Genomic DNA, 18,570 nt, shown 5'->3' on the forward strand with positions numbered 1-18,570 from the left:
GCTGCGCGGCCCCGGCCCGCCCGCGCACCGGCCCGCCGTGACAGCGAAGGGCGCCGCCGGAGCCGGCGGCGCCCTTCCCGGACGAGCGAACCGTCAGACCGACGGGACGCCCTGATCGGCGACCCCGACGCCGGCCGCCGGCGGCGGGCCGGCCGTGCCCATCGTCTTGGCCTCGGTCTTGCGGCTGCGGCGGCTGCGCGCCTCCAGCCACGTCGCCACCCGGCTCAGCGACATGTTGATCGCGATGTAGATGATCGCGACGATGATGCCGGCCTGCAGGACGTTGTTGCTGTAGTTGGCGGGGACCTGCTTGAAGCCCGCCTGCAGGAACTCGCCGTAGGCGATGATGAACCCGAGCGCGGTGTCCTTGAGCAGGACGACGATCTGGCTCACGATCGCCGGCATCATCACCGTGATCGCCTGCGGCAGCAGGACGAGGCGCATCACGCCGTTCTTGCGGAGCCCGATGGAGTAGGCGGCCTCCGACTGCCCCTTCGGGATCGACAGGACGCCGGCGCGCACCACCTCGGCGAGCACCGAGCCGTTGTACATCGTCAGGCCGAACACCACCGCGGCGAACGCGGGCACGGTGACCGTCCCGGCGTTGCTCTCCACCCCGAAGATCGAGAAGAAGTAGTCCACCGACATGCGCTGGAGCTGCCCGAACGGCGACTCGGCGATGGTCGGGCTGATCTTGTTCGGGACGAAGAACGCCAGGAAGATCAGGATCAGCAGCGGGATGCCGCGGAAGAACTCGACGACGGCCCCGGCCGGCACCCGGATCCACCAGTGGTCCGACAGCCGCGCCAGCCCGAAGACGACGCCGAACAGCAGCGCCAGCACGGTGGCCACCGCGGCGGCCTTCAGCGTGTTCATCAGGCCGGGCAGGAGCAGGTGCCGCCAGACCGTCCACTCGGTGAACGGCGTCCACAGCTTGCTCTCGAACTGGCCCTTGTCGTTCAGCCGCCAGACGAGGGCGGCGAAGATCGCGACGAGCACCACGGACACGATGGCGGTCAGCGCCGTGTTCCGCGCGCGCGCCCGCGGCCCGGGAATGTCGAAGAGTACGGTCGCTTCCTTGCTCACCGCGCCACCGCCATCCGCTTAGCCAGCCAGCCGAAGAAGTAGCCGGTCGGGAGGGTGAGGATCAGGAACCCGATGGCCACGCCGAGGAACAGCGGGATCACCCCGTTGGCGAACGTGGGCTTGTCGACGATGGTCTTGGTGACCAGCGCCACCTCCGCGTAGCTCGCCGCGGCCGCCACCGTCGTGTTCTTGATCATCGCGATGAACACGCTGCCCAGCGGGGCGATGATCGCGCGGAAGGCCTGCGGCAGGATGATCACCCGTAGCGACTGGGTGAAGGTCAGCCCGATCGAGCGCGCCGCCTCGGCCTGCCCCAGCGGGACGGTGTTGATCCCGGAGCGGAGGGTCTCGCAGACGAAGGCCCCGGTGTAGGCGGAGAGGCCGAGGACCGCCCACCAGTAGTAGGTGGTCGAGGAGTTCTCGGAGAACTTCAGCGCCAGGATGTCGTTGAGGCCCAGGCTGCACATGAGCAGCACCAGGGTCAGCGGCGTGTTCCGCACGACGTTGACGTAGCCCGTGCCGAAGGCGCGCAGCACGGGGACGGGCGCGACGCGGAAGCTCGCCAGCAGCGTTCCGATGATCAGCGAGAGCACCGCGGCCGCCGCCGCGAGGCGGATGGTCGCCCAGAAGCCCTGCATGATCTCGTTGAAGTTGTCGAAGAACGGGCTGAAGTCAAACATTGCTCAGCTGTTTCATGGCGTTCCAGCAGGGGTCAGGCCATGCCGGTGCGCCCCCGGTCGTGCGGGGGGACGCACCGGCGTGACGGGCGTCATGCGCGGCCTGGGATCAGGCGCAGCCTTCCATCTGCGGGACGGTCGTGACGAGCTTCAGCCCGGTGCCGGCGAAGTGCTTCTCCAGCAGGGTCTTGGCGGTGCCGTCGGAGTACATCGTGGTGATGGCCTTGTTGACGGCCTCGCAGGTCTCGGTGTCGCCCTTCTTCAGGCCGACGCCGTACTTCTCGTCGGTGAAGGGGTCGTTGATGACCTTGAAGGAGCCCTTCTGCTGGTTGGCGAACCCGGCGAGGATCAGGTCGTCGGTGCTGACCGCGTCCAGCGCCTTGGACTTCAGCTTGCTCACGCACTCGGAGTAGCTGCTCGCGTCGACCAGCGTGACGCCCTTGATGTTGAGCTTGCCGTCCGGCGGGCCCTCGGTGACGCGGCGGAAGGAGTTGGACCCGGCGGCCTTGCACAGCTTCTTGCCCTTGAGGTCCTGGGCCTTCTTGATGGCGTTGTCGTCGGTCCGGACCATCGTGTCCTGGTGGGCGACGTAGTACGGCCCGCCGAAGGTCACCTGCTGCTTGCGCGCGTCGGTGATGGAGTAGGTGGCGATCACCAGGTCGACCTGGCCGCCGCCGAGGAACGACTCGCGGTTGGCGGAGGTGGTCTCCTTGAAGGTGATGCCGCTCTCGGGAACGCCCAGCGACTTGGCGATGTACTTGGCGACGTCGACGTCGAAGCCGTCGAAGGTGCCGTCGGGCTTCTTCAGCCCGAGCGCCGGCTGGTCGAACTTGATGCCGATGGTCAGCTTCTTGTCGTCCTTGGCCTTCTGGACGACCGTCTTGGCCTCGGTCTTCTCGGTGTCGCTGCCGCACGCGCTGAGCGCCAGTGACAGCGCCATCCCCGCCCCGATCAGGGCGCCGAAACGACGTACTCGCATTTCTGGTCCTACCTCTGCTCTCTGCCGGAGCCCCGCGGCTCAGTGCGTGAGGATCTTGGAAAGGAAGTCCTTCGCGCGCTCGGTGCGCGCGTTCGTGAAGAACTCGTCGGGAGTGTTCTCCTCCACGATCTGGCCGTCCGCCATGAACACGACCTTCTGGGCCGCCCTGCGCGCGAAGCCCATCTCGTGCGTGACGACGATCATCGTCATGCCCTCGCGGGCCAGCCCCGTCATGACGTCCAGGACCTCGTTCACCATCTCCGGGTCCAGCGCCGAGGTCGGCTCGTCGAAGAGCATCACCTTGGGCCTCATCGCGAGGGACCGCGCGATGGCGGCGCGCTGCTGCTGGCCGCCGGACAGCTGCGCGGGGTACTTGTTCGCCTGGTTGGCGATGCCGACCCGGTCCAGCAGCTCCATCGCGTGCTTCCGCGAGTCCTGCTTGTCCTGCTTGCGGACCTTCACCGGCCCGAGCATGACGTTGTCCAGGATCGTCTTGTGGGCGAACAGGTTGAACGACTGGAACACCATGCCCACGTCGGCGCGGAGCTTCGCCAGTTCCTTGCCCTCCTTGGGCAGTTCCTTGCCGTCCACGAGGATCTTGCCGCCGTCGATCGGCTCCAGCCGGTTGATCGACCGGCACAGGGTCGACTTGCCGCCGCCGGACGGGCCGATCACCACGACGACCTCACCGGAGTTCACGGTGAGGTTGATGTCCTTGAGGACGTGCAGCTCGCCGAAGTGCTTGTCGACGTGCTCGACCACGACGAGGGGCCGGTCACCGTCGGTGCCCGGCTCCGGGGTGGAGTCCTCCGGCCCGGTCTTGGTGAGGTCGGGCCCGCTTTCGCTGTCCGTCATGCGCTCGGACTTTACGTCATGGCCGTCATCGCCTGAGTTGCCGCGCGGTACCGATACGATCACGAATCCCCATGTCGGACGGGGTCCTTCGTGGCGGAGAGTGATCATCAAAGCTCGGCGGGGTGCCTGCGAACCCGTTCCGTCATGTCGCGCACGGCCCGTACCCTTGGTAACCGTCATGAGTGCGCCTATGGAGACGGCCACCCGTACGTACGAGATCCGTACCTACGGGTGCCAGATGAACGTCCACGACTCCGAGCGGCTGTCCGGGCTCCTGGAGTCGGCCGGGTACGTCCGCGCGGAGGACGCCGAGCCCGACGTGGTGGTGTTCAACACCTGCGCGGTGCGGGAGAACGCCGACAACCGGCTCTACGGCAACCTCGGCCATCTGAGGCCGGTCAAGGACGGTCATCCGGGCATGCAGATCGCCGTCGGCGGCTGCCTGGCGCAGAAGGACCGCGACACCATCGTCAAGCGCGCACCCTGGGTGGACGTGGTGTTCGGCACCCACAACATCGGCTCGCTGCCCGCGCTGCTGGAGCGGGCGCGCGTGCGGCGCGAGGCGCAGGTCGAGATCGAAGAGTCGCTGGTGACCTTCCCCTCGACGCTGCCGACGCGCCGGGAGTCGCCGTACGCGGCGTGGGTGTCGATCTCCGTCGGCTGCAACAACACGTGCACGTTCTGCATCGTCCCGTCCCTGCGCGGCAAGGAGAAGGACCGCCGCCCCGGCGAGATCCTCGCCGAGGTCGAGGCGCTCGTCTCCGAGGGCGTCCTGGAGGTCACCCTCCTGGGGCAGAACGTCAACGCCTACGGGTCGGGCTTCGGCGGTCTCGCCGACGCGCCCGGCGAGGTGCGCGCCATGACGGAGGGCGGGCAGTCGGCCTTCGCCGGGCTGCTGCGCGCCTGCGGCGGTGTCGACGGGCTGGAGCGGGTCCGGTTCACCTCCCCGCACCCGAAGGACTTCACCGACGACGTCATCGCCGCGATGGCCGAGACCCCGAACGTGATGCCGTCCCTGCACATGCCGTTGCAGTCCGGGTCGGACGCGGTGCTGCGCGCGATGCGCCGGTCGTACCGGCAGGAGCGCTACCTCGGCATCATCGGGAAGGTCCGGGAGGCGATCCCGGACGCGGCGATCACCACCGACATCATCGTCGGCTTCCCCGGCGAGACCGAGGCCGACTTCGAGGAGACCCTGCACGTGGTGCGGGAGGCCCGCTTCGCGTCGGCGTTCACGTTCCAGTACTCCAAGCGCCCCGGCACCCCGGCGGCGACCATGGACGGGCAACTGCCCAAGGAGGTCGTCCAGGAGCGGTACGAGCGCCTGATCGCCCTCCAGGAGGAGATCTCCTGGGCGGAGAACAGGAAGCAGCTCGGCCGCACCCTGGAGGTCCTGGTCTCCGAGGGCGAGGGCCGCAAGGACGAGGCGACGCGCCGCCTGTCCGGCCGCGCCCCCGACAACCGTCTGGTCCACTTCGGCGCGCCGGACCGGCCGGTCCGTCCGGGCGACATGGTCACCGTCGAGGTCACCTACGCCGCGCCGCACCACCTGGTCGCCGACAAGCCGGTCCTGGACGTCCGCCGGACGCGGGCGGGCGACGCGTGGGAGGCCCGCCGGGAACAGGGCGGGCAGAAGGGCGTCTCGCTCGGCATGCCGTCGATCGGGCGGCCCGCCGAGACCCCGGCGCCCGTGTCGGGCTGCTCGGCCCGTCCCTGACTCCGGCATGATCGGGTCGGTGCCGGTGACCGGCCCGTCTTCAAGGAGGCAGCGTGCTCGTAGCGGCGGCGGTGTGCCCGCATCCGCCCATCATCGTCCCGGAGATGGCGGGGGAGGCCGCGCCGGAACTGGACGCGCTGAGAGCCGCCTGCGACAGGGCCGTCCGCTCTCTGTCCGGGTGCGACGCCCTGATCGTGGTCGGGGGCGGGACGGAGACGCGGGCCTACGGACCGGACGCGTACGCCACGCTCCGGCCGTACGGTCTCGACTGGACGAGCCCCGGCGAGCCCGAGGACGGCGCCGAGGCGCTGCCGCTCTCCCTCACCATCGGGCACTGGCTCCTGCGACGGCAGGGCGTCGAGGCGGGCGCGCGCTACCAGGCGGTGGCGTTCGACGCCCGGCCACGGGAGTGCCTGACCCTCGGGGCCGAACTCGCCGGGTCGGGCGAGCGTGTCGCTCTCCTCGTGATGGGCGACGGGTCGGCGGCCCGCTCGGAGAAGGCGCCCGGGTACCTCGACGAGCGCGCGCTCCCGCATGACCGGCGCGTGGCCCGCGCCCTCGGACACGCCGACGCCGCCGCCCTGGCCGCCTTGGACCCGGGAGTCTCCCGGGACGTCCAGGCGGCCGGGCGGGCGGCGTGGCAGGTGCTCGCGGGAGCAGCCGCCGGCGGGGCCTTCAGCGGCGAGCTTCTCGCCGACGAGGCGCCGTACGGAGTCGGCTATCTGGTGGCCGGCTGGTCACGAACCGGCGGGTCGTCCGCCTAGGACGGCTGGCCGCCGCCCTGGCCGGGCTGGCCGGGTTGGCCGGGCTGGCCGGGCTCGCCGCCCTGGCCGCTCTCGCGGTCGATGTAGTTGCCGGCCTGATCCTGGGCCTTGTCGGTCTTGTCGGCGTACCTGCCGCCGGTGCGCTGGTCGAACATGTCCCCGGCCTTCTCGGTGCCCTGCTTGGCCTTGTCGGGGTGCTGCCCCAGCATCTGCTTGACCTTGTCGACGATGGACATACCGAATTCCCCCCGGATCCCTCGTCTCGATCGGTGCGGCGCGGGTCCGCGCGGCACCCGTACAACCCGGCTATACCCGTTCTGTTGCCACAATCATCTCGTGACCCCATCCAATGACCCTGCCGCCGTCGCTGCGGGGACGCCGCCCCCGGTCGCGCGCCCCGGCCCCGGCGTGCTCGCGGTCGTCGGCGCCACGGCCGCCGGCAAGTCGGACCTGGCCGTCGAGCTGGCCCTGCGGCTGGACGGCGAGGCGGTCAACGCCGACTCGATGCAGCTGTACCGCGGCATGGACATCGGCACCGCGAAGCTGTCCGCGGCCGAGATGCGCGGGATCCCGCACCACCTGCTGGACGTCTGGGACGTGACCGAGACGGCGAGTGTCGCCGAGTACCAGCGGCTGAGCGCCGGGGCTATCGCGGACATCCGGGGCCGGGGACGCCTCCCGGTGCTGGTCGGCGGCTCCGGCCTGTACGTCCGGGCGGCCCTCGACCACATGGAGTTCCCCGGGACGGACCCCGCCGTCCGGGCGCGCCTGGAGGCCGAGCTGGCCGAGGCCGGGCCCGCGGCCCTGCACGAGCGGCTGCGCGGGCTGGACCCGGCGGCGGCGGAGGCGATCCTGCCGAGCAACGGCCGCCGGATCGTCCGGGCCCTGGAGGTGATCGAGATCACCGGCCGCCCGTTCACCGCGACCCTGCCCGAGCATCGGTACCGCTACGACGGGGTCGTGCAGATCGGGTTGAGCGTGCCTCGCGACGTGCTGGACGAGCGCATCGCGCTGCGCGTGGGGCGGATGTGGGACGCCGGCCTGGTCGACGAGGTCCGGGCGCTGGAGAAGCGCGGCCTGCGCGACGGCCTGACCGCCGGACGCGCCCTCGGGTACGCCCAGGTGCTCCGCTTCCTCGCGGGGGAGTGGACGCAGGAGCAGGCCCGGGAGGACACCGTCCGGACGACGCGGCGGTTCGCCCGCAGGCAGGAGTCGTGGTTCCGCCGCGACCCGCGCGTCCGGTGGCTTCCCCACGACGCGCCCGACCTGGTCGACCGCGCGCTCGCCCTGCTCGGCTGAGCGGTCCGTGGAGCCCAATATGATCGGGGAATGCGGTTCGTCAAGGGGCACGGCACAGAGAACGACTTCGTGATCCTGCCCGACCCGGACGGCGTCCTGGACCTCACGCCGGACGCCGTGGCGCGGCTGTGCGACCGGCGGGCGGGCATCGGCGCGGACGGCGTCCTGCGGGCCGTCCGGACGAAGGCCGCCGAGGTCGAGGCCGACCCCGAGTGGTTCATGGACTACCGCAACTCCGACGGCGGCATCGCCGAGATGTGCGGCAACGGGATCCGCGTCTTCGCCCGCTACCTGGTCGACGAGGGGCTGGCCGCGCCGGGCCAGTGGGACGTGGCGACCCGCGCGGGGCTCCGGCGCGTCACGCTCGGCCCGTCCGGCGACGTGAGCGTCGACATGGGCCCGCCGGAGCTGCTCGGACGCGGCGAGGCGTCCCTGGCGGGGACGGGCTTCACCGGGGAACGGGTCTCCGTGGGGAACCCGCACCTGGCGTGCCGCGTGGACGGCCCGGTCGCCGCGCTGGACCTGTCGCGCGCGCCGGACTTCGATCCCGCGGTGTTCCCCGAAGGGGTGAACGTCGAGTTCTTCCGCCCGCTGGGCGAACGGCACGTCGAGATGCGCGTGTACGAGCGCGGCTCGGGCGAGACCCGTTCGTGCGGGACCGGGACGGTGGCGGTCGCCGCCGCGGCGTCCTTCGCGGCGACCGGAGGCCTCGGCGGGCCCGGGGGCGCCGCGTGGACGGTGGACGTCCCCGGCGGCCGCGTGACCGTCACCCTCGACGGCGAGACCAGCCATCTCAGGGGCCCGGCGGTGCTGGTCGCCGAGGGCGAGACGCGCCCCGGCTGGATCTAGCGAAATCCCCGTCTCACCAGGGATTGCGGCGCGTCGGGGGCGGTCCCGGCACGAACGGGACAGCTGTCCCTCACCGCCGGGACCTTTCAGCGCATAACTTCTTTCTTGCACACCCTCTGGTGAATGGCCCGTATGGACCGGGATGGGAGCCCCGGAGCCGTACGGAGCCTGAGGGCCGGTGGCGACCTTCTTGGCGGGGGGCGGTCACCGGCCCTCCCACCGGGTGGACGCCGGGCTCAGGGATGGACGCCGTTGACCGGCAGCCTGGCGCGGACGAGAGTCCCGCCCCTCGGGCCGGGCCCCACCGTGCAGGATCCGCCGAGTTCGGCCGCGCGCTCGCGCATCGAGGACATGCCGATGCCGGAGCGCACCTGTGCGGGAAGCCCGACGCCGTCGTCCCCGACCGTGACGTGCAGATCGCCGTTCAGGTACAGCCGGACCTCCGCGCAGCCCGCGTTGGCGTGCCGGTGGACGTTCGTCAGCGCCTCCTGGACGATCCGGTACGCGGCCACCTCGGCCGCGGCCGGCAGGCGCTTCAGGTCGCCCTCGACGTGCACGTCCACCTGCGGGCCGTCGCCGGTGGCGACGACGCCGCCGAGCGCCTGGATCGCGCCTTCCAGGCCGAGGTCGTCCAGTGCGGGGGGACGCAGGCCGTACACGAGCTCCCGGATGTCGCCGATGGTGTGTCCCATGGTGGCGCGCAGCTCCTCCAGAAGCTCGTCGGCCGCCTCCGGGTCGGTCTTCAGCGTGATGCGCGCGGCGTCGACCGTCATGGCGAGGCTGGCGAGGGTCGGGCCGAGCCCGTCGTGCAGGTCGCGGCGCAGCCGGCGGCGCTCCTCCTCCCGGGTGCGCAGGATGTGCTCGCGGGACCGCTGGACGTCGGCGGCGAGCCGGGCCGCGTTCGCCAGCTCCGCGAGGTTGCGGGCGAGGACGCCGGACAGCCGCGCGTCGGGGGTGCGGGTGACGCCGAACAGCAGCCGCCCCACCGGCTCGCCGTGCCACACCAGCGGGATCAGCTGCGGCCGTTCGCCGAGGACGCCGTCCTCCGCGGAGATGGTCCGGCCGTCGCGGTCCAGCACCTCGAGCGCGACCCCGGTCGCGTGCAGGGCCGAGCGCGCCACCTCGGCCGCGACCGCGAGCGCGGCGCCCGGGTCCGCGGCGGTCTGCAGCCGCCGGTTGAGCCGGTCGGCGATCCGGTACGGGTCGCGCTCGCCGTGGATGAACCCGTCCACCGTGCGCTGCAGCCGCCGCCGGACGGGCTCGAACACCGCGCCCGCGACGATGGCGCCGGCGAGCCCGGCGAGGGTGCCCCTGCCGTGCGCGAGCAGGCTGGCCGTGCCGACGAGCGCGAAGTACACGCCGGTGATGACGACCACGAGCCCGGCGTAGACGAGGGTCCGGCTGACCACGAGGTCGATGTCGTAGAGCCGGTACCGGGTGATGGCGATGGCGATGCAGATCGGGACGGCGACGATCGTGATGTTGCGCAGCGGGTCGCCGATCGGGCTGTTCTCGCCGGCGAAGATGATCGCCTCGGCGACCAGGCCCGGGTAGACCACCCAGCCGATCTGGCGCCGCACGTCCGGCGGCGACTGCACGAACCGCACGGCGACCGAGAACAGGCCCGCGGCCAGGGAGAGGAGGATGATCGCGCTGATCGCCAGCGGGATCCGGTCGAACGGGTAGACCGAGACGCCGTTGTGCCAGCGCCGCACGTCCGGGTCGATGGTCAGGTGGACGCAGACGATGACCGGGACGAGGCAGGCGAGGACGAGCACGGGACGGAACCAGCGCGACACCAGCCGCCCGTCCGGGAAGATCAACGGCAGGATCAGGGTCAGGGCGTAGGTGTCAACGGCCCACAGCCAGGTCGCGAGCCACTGGACGAACCCGGTCGCGGGCCAGCCGTGGAGCTCGAACCACGGGCCGAGGTTGAGCGCCAGGACGTACACCGACGCGCTGAACCCGGACCCGACCATGAGCCAGGCGACCTTCAGGCCGGGCCGGTGCCGCAGCAGGACCGCCCCGACCGGGGTCCAGGCGAGCGCGACCAGGATCTCCGGGTGCCACCACACCATCCGCAGGCCGGAGGGCAGCCGGGCGCCGACGGCGAGGGAGGCGGCGACGGACGCGACCGCGGCCAGCGCGAGGAGAACGCCCACGCGCCTCGCTCCGCGGTCGTGTTCTTCCGTCTCCATGAAGCCGCTCCCCGCCCGAAAGTAATGGAATGTTAAAACGTCCTGCTCCCTGTCCTGCAGTAAAAAGGGCGTCCGCCTCAGGACACCGGGATCCGGCCCGGTGGACACTGGCCCGGCCACGGTGTACGTGCGCGTGCACGTGATGGTAACCGCGGAACCCGGCGAGTTGAACGGAAGGCGCAGGTCAGAGTGGCCCGGATGGGGGGGCGGGCGGCCGGGGGCGCGCCGCGTTCGCCGGCCGGGCGGTACGGCGCAGGCGGCGCGGCTGAGCTCTGACAGGGGCGGGTTCGGCCGCCGCCCGCGCCGACCGGGCGGGCCGGCGGACCGGCAGCGGGGTCAGGCCAGCAGAGTCAACATGCTGTCGCGGCTCAGCGCCCGCACTCCGCGCCCCACCTCCTCGGGGGAGAAGTCCTTGAGGACGAGGCGCTGGACGAGGAATCCGGGCATGAGCGAGAACAGCGTCTTGGCGGCGGCCTCGATGTCGATGTCGGCCGGAAGCAGGCCGGCCTCGACCATGCGGCGGATGTAGGCCGTCCACGTGCGGCGCAGGCCGGCGACGTTCTCGGCGACGTACGTGGCGATCTCGGGATCGTGCAGGGCGAGCGCCCACGCCTGGGGGGCGAGCCGGAGCGGGCCGTCCTCGCCGGACAGCTCGACGACCTTGCCGGCGAGGCGCTCCATGACCTGGTCGACCGGGAGCAGGGGCTCGCTGCGGCCGAGCTCGTCGAAGAAGGCGTGCAGCTCGCCGACCACGGTCGCGACGTTCGCCTCGATGATCTCGTTCTTGCTCTTGAAGTACCGGTAGACCGCGCCGGCGGAGAGCCCGGCCTCGGCGAAGATGTCCTGCATGGAGGTCTCGTGGATGCCCTTGCGGACGAAGCACGCGCGGGCCGCCTCCAGGATCTGGCGGCGGCGGCGCTCCAGGTGCTCTTCGCTCACTCTCGGCATGGCGCCAATATAAAACGAACGTCCGTTCTTGACCAGCGAGGGCCCGCGATGCGACCCTGGCGAATATAAGAGAACGGACATTCGTTTTTTGGAGGTGGCCCCCATGCGGTCCTCGCTCGCCGGCCGCACCGCCGGCGTCGCCGTCGCCGCCGCGGTGCTGCAGCTCATCATGATCATCGCCTTCTCCTGGCCGGCCGCGCGCACGGAGCCGCGCGACGTCCCGATCGTCGTGACCGGTCCGCAGGCCGGCGCGGTCGCCGACCGGCTCGACCGGGAGCGGCCCGGCGCGTTCGACGTCCGGACCCGTCCGGACGAGGCGGCCGCGCGGGTCGCGCTCCAGGACCGCGAGGCCTACGGCGCGATCGTCGCCACGCCGTCCGGGCCGAAGGTGCTCACGGCCTCCGCGGCCTCGCCCGCCATCGCCCAGCAGCTCGGCGCGGTCGCGGCGCGGCTCGGCGGAGGCGCGGCCTCCTCGCCCGCCGAGGACGTGGTCGCCGCCGACTCCGACGACCCGCGCGGCGCGGGCTTCGGCGCCCTCGCGCTCCCGCTGGTCATGTCCGGCATCGCCGCCGCGGTGCTGCTGACGTTCGCGATCCCGGCCGCGGGGTGGCGGGCCGCGGGCGCGGTCCTGTTCGCGGCGCTCGGCGGGCTCGGCGTCGCCGGGGTCGCGCAGGGCTGGCTGTCGCTGCTGCCCGGCTCCTACCTCGCCGTCGCCGGCGTCATGTCGCTGACCGTGCTCGCCGTCACCGGCGCGATCGCAGGCCTCGCGGCGGCGATCGGGCGCGCCGGGATCGGTGTCGGAGCGCTCACCATGCTGCTCCTCGGCAACCCCCTGTCGGCGGCCGCGTCGGCGCCGGAGATGCTGCCGCAGCCCTGGGGCGAGCTCGGCCAGTTCCTGCCTCCCGGGGCGTCGGTCACGCTGCTGAGGTCGACGGCGTTCTTCGACGGCGCGGGCGGCGGCGGGGCGCTCGCCGTCCTGGCGGCATGGGCCGTCGCCGGTTTGGTGCTCTTCGTGCTCGGCGCCATGCGCGGACGTACCGGAGAAGAGCCCACCGTGAGCCGCGAACCTGTTCCGGCTTGACCTTCCCCTGGCGATCCTTGACGTTCTCCTGTCCCACTACGTGTCCGCTCGATAGCATTCCGTGACTTCGGGCTGGTGCGGGAGGGGAGACGTTGGCGGGATTCCTGCTGCGGCGGCTGGTGAACCGCGTCGTGCTGGCCTTGGGCGCCACCGGCCTCGGCTACCTGCTCGCCGCCGCGGCGCTCGACCCGCGCGCGAACGTCGCGGACCGGGCACCCCGCCCGCCGGACGCCGTCATCGAGGCCCGCCTCGACGCGCTCAACATGAACGACCGGACGCCCCTGGCCACGCGGTACCTCACCTGGGCCAGGGGCGTCCTGCACGGCGACCTCGGCCGGACATGGGACGGCGAACCGGTCGCCGCCGAGCTCCGGCGCCGTCTCGGGGTGAGCCTGCGGCTGGTCTCGCCGGGGGCCGTGCTGGGGAGCGCGCTCGGTGTCGCCCTCGGCGCCTGTGCGGCCGTCAAGCGCGGACGCGCGGCCGACCGGATCATCTCGCTCGGCTCCTACCTCCTGGTGGCCGCGCCCGTGTTCGTTCTGGCGGTGCTGTTGCAGATCGCCGCGAGCGAGGCCAACGACGCGATGGGCGTCCAGGCCTTCGTGTGGGTGGGCGAGTACACACCCGGTGTCTCGGGAATCGGTGCGGTCGCGGACCGGGCGCGGCATCTGCTGCTGCCGACGGTCACGATCGCCTTGGCGCAACTCGCGCTCTGCTGCCGCTACCAGCGCGGCCTGATGCTGGACGTCCTGCACGCCGGCTTCGTGCGCACCGCGCGGGCCAAGGGCCTGCCGAGGCGGCGCGCCCTCCTGCGCCACGGGCTCCCGGTCGCGCTGGTGCCGATGGCGACGTATCTCGCCTACACGTCCGGCCCGCTGCTCCTCGGCGGCGTGTTCATCGAGAAGATCTTCGGTCGGCACGGGATGGGGGAGTGGCTGGCCGACTCCATCAGGCGCGGGGACGTCAACGCGGTCGCCGCCATCGAGTGCGTCGCCGTCTGCGCGGTGCTCCTGGCGGGGCTGGCCTCGGACGTCCTCACCGCCGCCCTCGACCCGCGCGTCCGTTTCCGGGCGGCGCGATGAGCGTGGGCGGCCTGGCCTTGGGGTTCAAGGGCAGTCGCCGGGTCGTCGCCGGGCTTGCCCTGCTCGTCCTGCTCGGTGCCACGGCGTTCACCGGGCCGCTCTGGTCGCCGTGGGGATGGGACGAGACGGACCTCACCGCTTTCGGGCAAGGGCCGTCCGCGCGCCACTGGCTCGGCACGACGCAGAGCGGGCGGGACGTTCTCGCCCTCACGCTGCGCGGCGCGCAGCGGTCGCTGCTGATCGGGTTGTGCGCGGCCCTGCTGGCGACCGGCCTCGCCGCCGTCACCGGTGCCGTGGCCGGATTCGCGGGCGGACGGCTCGACCGGGCGCTGATGTGGGGCACCGACCTCCTGCTGGTGCTCCCGCCGTTCCTCGTCCTCGTCGTGCTCGCACCGCGGCTGGGCGGCGGGTGGCCCGTGCTCGTGCCCTTGCTGGCGGCGTTCATGTGGATGGTGACCGCGCGGATGGTGCGGGCCACGACGGTCTCGCTGCGCGAGCGCGAGTACGTGGTCGCCGCCAGGCTCCTCGGGGCGGGCGCGCCGCGGGTGATCGTCCGGCATGTGCTGCCGCCCATGGCGTCCTTGCTCGCCGTGGACGCGAGCCTGAACGTCAGCGTCGCGATCACCGCGGAGAGCGGGCTGTCCTACCTGGGCTTCGGGGTGCGGCCGCCGGACGTCTCGCTCGGGACGGTCCTCGCCGACGGCCACGCCGCCTCCGCGTTCGGGTGGGCGCCCGGGGCCGCCGCGGGCCTGCTCGTCCTGACGGTGCTCGCCGTCAACCTGCTCGGCGACGGGCTGCGGGACGTCCTCGACCCGGAGGACGCGGGGTGACGGTCCTGGAGGTCGCCGATCTGACGGTCGGTCATACGTCCGGCGTGCGGGCGGTGCACGGGTTGAGCTTCACCGTCGAGTCAGGGGAGACCCTCGGGATCGTCGGTGAGTCCGGGGCGGGCAAGACCACGCTGGCTCTCGCCCTGATGGGGCTTCTGCCGGACGGCTCGCACGTGACGGGGTCCGTGCGGCTGTGCGGGAGGGAACTGCTCGGACGCACCGACGCCGAGCTGTCCCGCGTGCGCGGTAAGGACCTGGCCATCGTGTTCCAGGATCCGCTGTCGGCGCTCACGCCCGTCCGCACCGTGGGCGGCCAGATCGCCGAGGCCGTCCGGATCCACTCGGGGACGTCCCGCGCGGCGGCACGCGCACGCGCCGCCGAGCTGCTCGACCTCGTCGGGATCCCCGACGCCGCGCGGCGGGCCCGGGGGTTCCCGCACGAGTTCTCCGGCGGGATGCGGCAGCGCGTGATGATCGCCATGGCCCTCGCCGGCGATCCGGTCGCGATCGTGGCGGACGAGCCGACGGCGTCGCTGGACGTGACCGTCCGGGCACAGGTCCTGGACGTGCTGCGGAACGCGCAGCGGGCGACCGGCGCCGCGATCGTCGTGATCAGCCACGACCTTGCGGTCGTCGCGGAGTTCGCCGACCGGTTCATGGTGATGCGTGAGGGGCGAGCCGTGGAGGGCGGCCCGGCGCAGCGGCTGAAGGCGCCGCCCCGGGCCGTGAAGGCGCCTTCGCCCCGGTCCGACCGTGCCGTCGTGCTCGAAGTGGACGGTCTCGTCCGCCACCACGCGGTACATACCCCGAGGCTGCGCCGCAGGACCGGGACAGTGCCCGCCGTGGACGGCATCGGTTTCGACGTCCGGGAGGGGGAGACGCTCGCGCTCGTCGGGGAGTCGGGTAGCGGCAAGACGACGGCTCTGATGGAGATCCTGCGGCTGTCACGTCCGCCGGAGGGACGCGTCACGATCCTGGGCCGTGACACGTCGTCTCTGGGTGCCGCCCACCGCAAGGGTTTACGCAGGGAGGTCCAGGTCGTCTTCCAGGACCCCTGCGCGTCGCTGAACCCGCGGATGCGGGTGGCCGCCATCCTGGCCGAGCCGCTGACCGCGCACGGTGTGCCGGTCGGGGACCGCGTGGGGCGGCTGCTGGAACTGGTGGGGCTGGAACCCGGTCATGCCCAGCGCTACCCGCATGAGCTGTCGGGTGGTCAGAGTCAGCGGGTGGCCATGGCAAGGGCGCTCGCCCTGGAACCGCGCCTGCTCCTGCTGGACGAGCCCGTGTCGTCCCTGGACAAGGCCGCGCAGGCCCGTGTCATGGACCTCCTGCGGGACCTGCGTGCTCGGCTCGGTCTCGCGCTCCTTCTGGTCGCCCATGACCTGGACCTCGTCCATGGGATCGCCGACCGGGTGGCCGTCATGTCCCGGGGCCGCATCGTCGAGATCGGCTCGGTCGGCGACGTGTACGGCGCACCCCGCCATCCCTGCACGCGCGCCCTTCTGGCCGCGCTTCCGGGGGCGCGCCCGCACCCCGACGGCGACCGCGTTCTCTTGCGAGGAGACCCTTCCGATCCAACCGTTCCACCAGCGGGATGCCGTTTCCGTGCCCGTTGCCCGAAGTACGTCACGCTCACCGCCGTCGACAGGCGCCTATGCGAAGAGAACGACCCGGGATTACGTCCTGTGAAGCCTGAAAAGAACAATGACCACTCAGTCGCCTGCCACGCCGTCGCTGCAGGGAGCGGAGGGTGAAACGGCTACTCGCCGTGATCTTCGCCGCGGGTGCGCTCATGCCCGGTGCCGGATGCTCTGCCACTCCGACCTCGATGACCGGGACAATCGAGCCGTTGCCCGCGTCAGATGTGAACCCTGCCCCGCGCGACCGTGTCATCGACGGCGGAACACTGCGCTGGCCATTGCCGGAGTTTCCATCACAGTGGAACTTCCATCATGTCAACGGCACCCAGGGAACGGTCGCTCGCGTCATCCACGGCGTCCTGCCCTATCTGATGCGCTCCGATGAGAAGGCCGTTCCGCATCCGGTCCCGGAATATCTGGAGTCGGCCAAGGCAAAGCGCACCAACCACGGCCAGACGGTCATCTACAAGCTGAACCCGCGCGCCAGCTGGTCGGACGGCAGGCCCATCGGATACGCCGATTTCGTCGCGCAAGCCCATGCCCTGTCGGGACGGGACTCGCGCCACGAGGTCTCCACCACTACCGGCTACCGGCAGATCAAGCGCATTGAACGCGGCACGGGTGAGCATGTAGTCAAGGTGACGTTCACGCAGCCGTATGCGGAGTGGCGCAGCCTTTTCAGCCCTCTCTATCCGGCGGTCGCCTATTCGACCGCACGCGCATTCAACACCGGCTGGGTGGACCGACTGCCCGTCACTGCGGGACCGTTCAAAGTCCAGAGGATCGATCGGACGGCCAAAACCCTCACCGTGGTACGGAACCCGGCATGGTGGGGCGCCCCCGCGAAACTCGACCGGATCGTGTACCGCGCCATGGACACCAGCGCCATGCCCGGCGCGTTCGCCAACCACGAGATCGATCTGATGGACATCGGGCTCGACGCCGGCGCCCTGCAGCGCGCCGGTCGGGTCGACGGCGCCGCCGTCCGAAGGGCGGGCGGGCCCGACTGGCGGAACCTCACGCTCAACGCGGCGGGGCCCGTCCTGTCCGACGCACGCGTACGGCAGGCGATCGTGCTCGGCATCGACCGGCGCGCCATCGCGCGGTCCGACCTGTCCGGCCTCGGCGTGCCGGTCGAGACGATGGGCAACCACTTCTATGTCAACACGCAGGAGGGCTATCGGGACAACTCCGGACCGCTCGGCAGGTACGACCCGGCGCGCGCCCGCAGGCTCTTGGACGAGGCGGGCTGGAGACTCGATGGCAGGTACCGCGCCAAGGCCGGACGGACGCTCTCCCTGCGTTTCGTGGTGCCGTCCGGGGTACCGATCAGCAAGCGCGAAGGGGAGCTGACGCGCGCGCTCCTCGAACGGATAGGCGTCCAGGTGGACGTCGAGGTCGCCCCGTCCGATGACGTCTTCGACCGGTACGTCACGCCCGGGAACTTCGACATCGTCCCGTTCTCCTGGCTGGGGACGGCGTTCCCGGTGTCGCCGATGAAGGCGGTGTTCGCGCGGCCGGACGGTCGCGGCGTCCGGCAGAACTACTCTCGGACCGGAACCGTCGCGATCGACGCGGCGATGGACCGGGCCATCGCGGAGACCGACCCGGTGCGGACCCGCGCCCGGGTGAACGAGGCGGACGCGCTCATCTGGCGCCAGGCGTCGGTCCTGCCGCTCTACCAGCGCCCCCAGCTCGTCGCGGTCCGTGCGGGCCTGGCCAACCTCGGCGCCTGCGGCTTCCTGGAGCCCGCCTACGAGGACGTCGGGTTCACGCGGCGGTGACCGTCAGGGGAAGGCGAGCCGGATGCCCTTCCGGTCGCTGGTGTAGCGGGCGTTCCACACGTAGACCTGCAGGTCGTCGGCGGAGAGGCCCTCCTTGACCGGCAGGTCGGAGGCGATGCGGACGACGTAGGAGGCGCCCGCCGGCATCATCGCGGTGCCGTTGTCGTCGACCGGTGCCTTCGACCCGTCGATCAGCCCGGTGATCTTGCTGTGGTTGGGCAGCGTGCACATGTCGGCGGCGATCCCGGCCTGCGGCATGCACCGCTCCTGCGCGTCCTCCGGCACCTGCGCCTTGGGCATGAACAGGTCGGCGGGGTAGTCCAGCAGGACCGGCCGCCGCTGGTTGTTGGTGAGGATGTAGTCGGCGTAGGCGTACGTCGTCCCGGACGGCGGGGCCTCGGTCGCGCCGAGCGGCTGACGGTTCGTCCCCGCCTTGACGGCGGCGAGGCTGTAGCCGTAGCCCTCGGGCGTGGTGAAGTTGACCGGCGGGCCGGCCTTCGGCGCGGGCACGGACGTGCCCTGCCGGCCCGCGCCGCCCTGGCTGGCGAGCGCCGGCTCGGTGGACTCCCGCTCGCCCGTGCCGGGCCGCAGGTACACGATGGCGCCGGCCACCGCGGCGATCCCGACGGCCCCGGTCAGGGCCCCGGCCAGGCCGAGCCTGCCCGAGTGGCTCTTCCTTCTCCGGCGGTGCGAGCGGTGCGGCTGGTAGCTGTTCGACATGGTCGTGCGTGCTCCCTCGGCCCTCTCCAGGCTCAGTCAGCGCGTCCTGTCTCCGGCGGCAGGA

The 18,570-nt window shown here is 71.8% G+C and carries 17 protein-coding genes; 9 read left to right on the forward strand and 8 right to left on the reverse strand.

Going from position 1 to position 18,570, the window contains the following annotated elements:
- Window positions 1–93 precede the first annotated feature (93 nt).
- From BM339_RS01700 to BM339_RS01715, 4 genes are all read right to left on the reverse strand, one after another.
- Window positions 94–1,086 (reverse strand): amino acid ABC transporter permease, encoded by a 993-nt coding sequence (locus tag BM339_RS01700; protein ID WP_021592970.1) that lies wholly within the window; start codon window positions 1,084–1,086, stop codon window positions 94–96.
- Complete coding sequence (locus BM339_RS01705; RefSeq protein WP_021592971.1) at window positions 1,083–1,766, reverse strand: amino acid ABC transporter permease; 684 nt, start codon at window positions 1,764–1,766, stop codon at window positions 1,083–1,085. Before BM339_RS01705 ends, BM339_RS01700 begins: the two co-directional genes overlap by 4 nt.
- A 106-nt stretch (window positions 1,767–1,872) precedes the next feature.
- Window positions 1,873–2,742, reverse strand: a complete 870-nt coding sequence (locus tag BM339_RS01710) for a glutamate ABC transporter substrate-binding protein (protein WP_024934622.1) — start codon at window positions 2,740–2,742, stop codon at window positions 1,873–1,875.
- Between the two features lie 39 nt (window positions 2,743–2,781).
- Entirely contained in the window at window positions 2,782–3,504 is a 723-nt protein-coding gene (locus tag BM339_RS01715; RefSeq protein WP_075020117.1) for an amino acid ABC transporter ATP-binding protein, read from the reverse strand.
- 271 nt (window positions 3,505–3,775) lie between these two features.
- Between BM339_RS01715 and miaB the strand changes: the two genes are divergently transcribed.
- Window positions 3,776–5,314, forward strand: a complete 1,539-nt coding sequence (gene miaB / locus BM339_RS01720) for a tRNA (N6-isopentenyl adenosine(37)-C2)-methylthiotransferase MiaB (RefSeq protein WP_075019709.1) — start codon at window positions 3,776–3,778, stop codon at window positions 5,312–5,314.
- A 53-nt stretch (window positions 5,315–5,367) separates the two neighbouring features.
- Window positions 5,368–6,078, forward strand: a complete 711-nt coding sequence (locus tag BM339_RS01725; protein WP_075019710.1) for a class III extradiol ring-cleavage dioxygenase family protein — start codon at window positions 5,368–5,370, stop codon at window positions 6,076–6,078.
- Here BM339_RS01725 and BM339_RS01730 read toward each other — a convergent pair.
- On the reverse strand, window positions 6,075–6,314 hold the full coding sequence (locus BM339_RS01730; RefSeq protein WP_075019711.1) for an antitoxin: 240 nt from the start codon (window positions 6,312–6,314) through the stop codon (window positions 6,075–6,077). The genes BM339_RS01725 and BM339_RS01730 overlap by 4 nt on opposite strands.
- 172 nt (window positions 6,315–6,486) lie before the next feature.
- On the opposite strand from BM339_RS01730, the gene miaA reads away from it, so the two are divergent.
- Window positions 6,487–7,377, forward strand: coding sequence for a tRNA (adenosine(37)-N6)-dimethylallyltransferase MiaA (miaA, locus tag BM339_RS01735; RefSeq protein ID WP_021592977.1), 891 nt, complete (start codon window positions 6,487–6,489; stop codon window positions 7,375–7,377).
- A 30-nt stretch (window positions 7,378–7,407) separates the two neighbouring features.
- Complete coding sequence (gene dapF, locus BM339_RS01740; protein WP_075019712.1) at window positions 7,408–8,226, forward strand: diaminopimelate epimerase; 819 nt, start codon at window positions 7,408–7,410, stop codon at window positions 8,224–8,226.
- Between the two features lie 236 nt (window positions 8,227–8,462).
- Here dapF and BM339_RS01745 read toward each other — a convergent pair whose 3' ends face one another.
- Window positions 8,463–10,424, reverse strand: a complete 1,962-nt coding sequence (locus tag BM339_RS01745) for a sensor histidine kinase (RefSeq protein ID WP_033330634.1) — start codon at window positions 10,422–10,424, stop codon at window positions 8,463–8,465.
- Between the two features lie 336 nt (window positions 10,425–10,760).
- On the reverse strand, window positions 10,761–11,372 hold the full coding sequence (locus BM339_RS01750; protein WP_024934619.1) for a TetR/AcrR family transcriptional regulator: 612 nt from the start codon (window positions 11,370–11,372) through the stop codon (window positions 10,761–10,763).
- 103 nt (window positions 11,373–11,475) lie between these two features.
- On the opposite strand from BM339_RS01750, the gene BM339_RS49535 reads away from it, so the two are divergent.
- From BM339_RS49535 to BM339_RS01775, 5 genes are all read left to right on the forward strand, one after another.
- The gene (locus tag BM339_RS49535) at window positions 11,476–12,453 is read left to right on the forward strand and encodes a hypothetical protein (RefSeq protein ID WP_075019713.1); all 978 of its coding nucleotides are present in this window, start codon (window positions 11,476–11,478) and stop codon (window positions 12,451–12,453) included.
- 92 nt (window positions 12,454–12,545) lie between these two features.
- On the forward strand, window positions 12,546–13,532 hold the full coding sequence (locus BM339_RS01760; RefSeq protein ID WP_075019714.1) for an ABC transporter permease: 987 nt from the start codon (window positions 12,546–12,548) through the stop codon (window positions 13,530–13,532).
- Entirely contained in the window at window positions 13,529–14,362 is an 834-nt protein-coding gene (locus tag BM339_RS51125; RefSeq protein WP_083597177.1) for an ABC transporter permease, read from the forward strand. Before BM339_RS01760 ends, BM339_RS51125 begins: the two co-directional genes overlap by 4 nt.
- Entirely contained in the window at window positions 14,359–16,116 is a 1,758-nt protein-coding gene (locus tag BM339_RS01770; protein ID WP_075019716.1) for a dipeptide ABC transporter ATP-binding protein, read from the forward strand. Before BM339_RS51125 ends, BM339_RS01770 begins: the two co-directional genes overlap by 4 nt.
- A 95-nt stretch (window positions 16,117–16,211) precedes the next feature.
- Complete coding sequence (locus BM339_RS01775; protein ID WP_244938850.1) at window positions 16,212–17,786, forward strand: ABC transporter family substrate-binding protein; 1,575 nt, start codon at window positions 16,212–16,214, stop codon at window positions 17,784–17,786.
- A gap of 3 nt (window positions 17,787–17,789) precedes the next feature.
- Here BM339_RS01775 and BM339_RS01780 read toward each other — a convergent pair whose 3' ends face one another.
- A complete protein-coding gene (locus BM339_RS01780; protein ID WP_021592987.1) occupies window positions 17,790–18,506 on the reverse strand; it encodes a hypothetical protein in 717 nt (238 codons plus the stop codon).
- Between the last annotated feature and the right edge of the window lie 64 nt (window positions 18,507–18,570).

This window comes from Actinomadura madurae, assembly GCF_900115095.1.
Classification (GTDB): domain Bacteria; phylum Actinomycetota; class Actinomycetes; order Streptosporangiales; family Streptosporangiaceae; genus Spirillospora; species Spirillospora madurae.